Below are 2,031 nucleotides of genomic sequence, written 5' to 3'. Positions count from 1 at the left end.
GCGGGCAACCCCCCCAACCCCGCCCTGGGGGGCCGGGGCCCCCCACCGCCGCCCCGGGCCCCTCTGCGTGTCTCAGACCTTGTGGCTCAGAACCAGTTGCGCTTGCTGCCGACCTCGGACAGCCACTGGTTGAGGTACGCCGCCCAGTCGGTCTGCTGGTAGTCGTGCAGACCCACCTGGAACGAGCGGAAGGTGTCACTGCCCTCGCTGAACAGCCCCGGCTTCTTGTCCATCTCCAGCACGACGTCCATCGCGTGCTCGTCGGCCACGAAGCTCAGCTCGACCTGGTTCAGACCCCGGTACTGCGTCGGCGGGAAGAACTCGATCTCCTGGTAGAACGGCAGCTTCTGCCGCGTACCCCGGATGTGACCGCGCTCGAGGTCCGCGTTCTTGAAACGGAAGCCCAGCTGGATGAAGGCGTCCAGGATGGCTTTCTGCGCCGGCAGCGGGTGCACGTTGATCGGGTCCAGGTCACCGGAGTCCACGGCGCGGGCGATCTCCAGCTCCGTGGTCACACCGATGTGCATGCCGCGCAGCGTCTGACCGTCGATCGTCGTGACCGGCGTCTCCCACGGGATCTCGAGCCCGAACGGCACCGCGTGCACGGCACCGGCCTGGATCTCGAAGGCGCCCCCGAGCCGCAGCTTCGTGAACTCGATGTCCTGCTTGTACTCCTGGTCGCCGTTCTCGACCTCGACCTTGGCCTGCAGCCCGACCGACAGCCCCTCGATCTGCTGGTTCACGGATCCGCCCTGGATCCGCACCTCACCCTGGACGACACCGCCCGGAACGACGTTGACCTCGGTCAGCACCGTCTCGACCGAAGCCCCGCCGGCCCCCAGACTCGCGAGCAGCTTCTTGAACGCCATGACTCTCCCTCTGACTACGACCTTCGGACGGGATCCCTCGATCCCTACAAACGCGATCCGGACGTGGCCGGTTCCGCGTCCCACACCCTGGCAAGCCGAGCGCCCGCTGACCACCCCGACGCACCCGCCCGCCAGCGCCACCTGTCTGCACTACGCTCGGCGGGCATGATCGCGACCCCCGACCGTACGCCCCTCCCCAGGACCTTCTTCGACCGCCCTGTCCTGGCAGTGGCCCCCGACCTCCTCGGCCGCCTCCTCGTCCGCACGACCCCCGAGGGTCCGATCACCCTGCGCCTCACGGAGGTCGAGGCCTACGACGGCCCGAACGACCCCGGATCCCACGCCTATCGCGGCCCCACGGCCCGCAACAGCGTGATGTTCGGCCCGCCCGGACACGTGTACGTCTACTTCACCTACGGCATGTGGCACTGCATGAACCTCGTCTGCGGCCCGGACGGCAGCGCGAGCGCCGTCCTGCTGCGGGCCGGCGAGATCGTCGAGGGCGCCGAGGCGGCTCGCAAACGTCGACTCTCGGCCCGAGATGACATGGAACTGGCCAAAGGCCCCGCCCGCCTGGCCACCGCACTGGACGTGGACCGGGCCCTCGACGGCACCGACGCCTGCGCCACCGGAGACACCCCCTTGAAGATCCTCGCCGGCACCCCGGTCCGCTCCGACCAGGTACGCAGCGGCCCGCGCACAGGCGTCTCCGGCGACGGCGCCGTCCACCCCTGGCGGTACTGGGTCGCCGACGACCCGACGGTGAGCCCTTATCGGGCCCATGCCCCCAGGAGCCGCCGAAGTTGACTCGCTGTTGGCCTGCGCGTAACGTAGCCCGAGCCGCTTGAACCGGGTACGGCAATCGCCAGCAGTCGGAAGCGGCCAACCCACTACCTACGACGCCCCTACAATGGGAGCGAATTTGGCGTGCCTGCATGCCCGAATTCGAACTCGGCGGAACTCGATTATGAGTTGCGGAGGGAATCGGCTAACGTAGTGAATGTCGAAAGGCCGACAGGCGAAAGCCCAAAGCCCAAGGCAATCCCGCCGGCAGGGAATCGGATCAAGAAAAGGATCTGATAGAGTCGGAAACGCAAGACCGAAGGGAAACTGCCCGGAGGAAAGCCTGAGAGTGTCTCGGGTGAGTACAAAGGAAGCGTCC

2 protein-coding genes are annotated in these 2,031 nt (G+C 67.6%); one reads left to right on the top strand and one right to left on the bottom strand.

Annotated features, from left to right (window positions below; all coding sequences use genetic code 11):
- Positions 1-86 precede the first annotated feature (86 nt).
- On the bottom strand, positions 87-869 hold the full coding sequence (locus AB0J04_RS45950; protein WP_363174700.1) for a sporulation protein: 783 nt from the start codon (positions 867-869) through the stop codon (positions 87-89).
- A gap of 165 nt (positions 870-1,034) precedes the next feature.
- Between AB0J04_RS45950 and AB0J04_RS45945 the strand changes: the two genes are divergently transcribed.
- Positions 1,035-1,676 (top strand): DNA-3-methyladenine glycosylase, encoded by a 642-nt coding sequence (locus AB0J04_RS45945; RefSeq protein ID WP_363174699.1) that lies wholly within the window; start codon positions 1,035-1,037, stop codon positions 1,674-1,676.
- Positions 1,677-2,031: the final 355 nt, after the last annotated feature.

The sequence above is a fragment of the Streptomyces sp. NPDC050263 genome, from assembly GCF_040655955.1.
Lineage (GTDB): Bacteria > Actinomycetota > Actinomycetes > Streptomycetales > Streptomycetaceae > Streptomyces.
The sequence above is the reverse complement of the archived record's forward strand: the minus strand, read 5'-3'. Positions and strand labels throughout refer to the sequence as shown.

Coding starts and splice junctions, on each gene's coding strand:
- AB0J04_RS45945 (WP_363174699.1), top strand. CDS start 1,035: ATGATCGCGACCCCCGACCGTACGCCCCTCCCCAGGACCTTCTTCGAC.
- AB0J04_RS45950 (WP_363174700.1), bottom strand. CDS start 869: ATGGCGTTCAAGAAGCTGCTCGCGAGTCTGGGGGCCGGCGGGGCTTCG.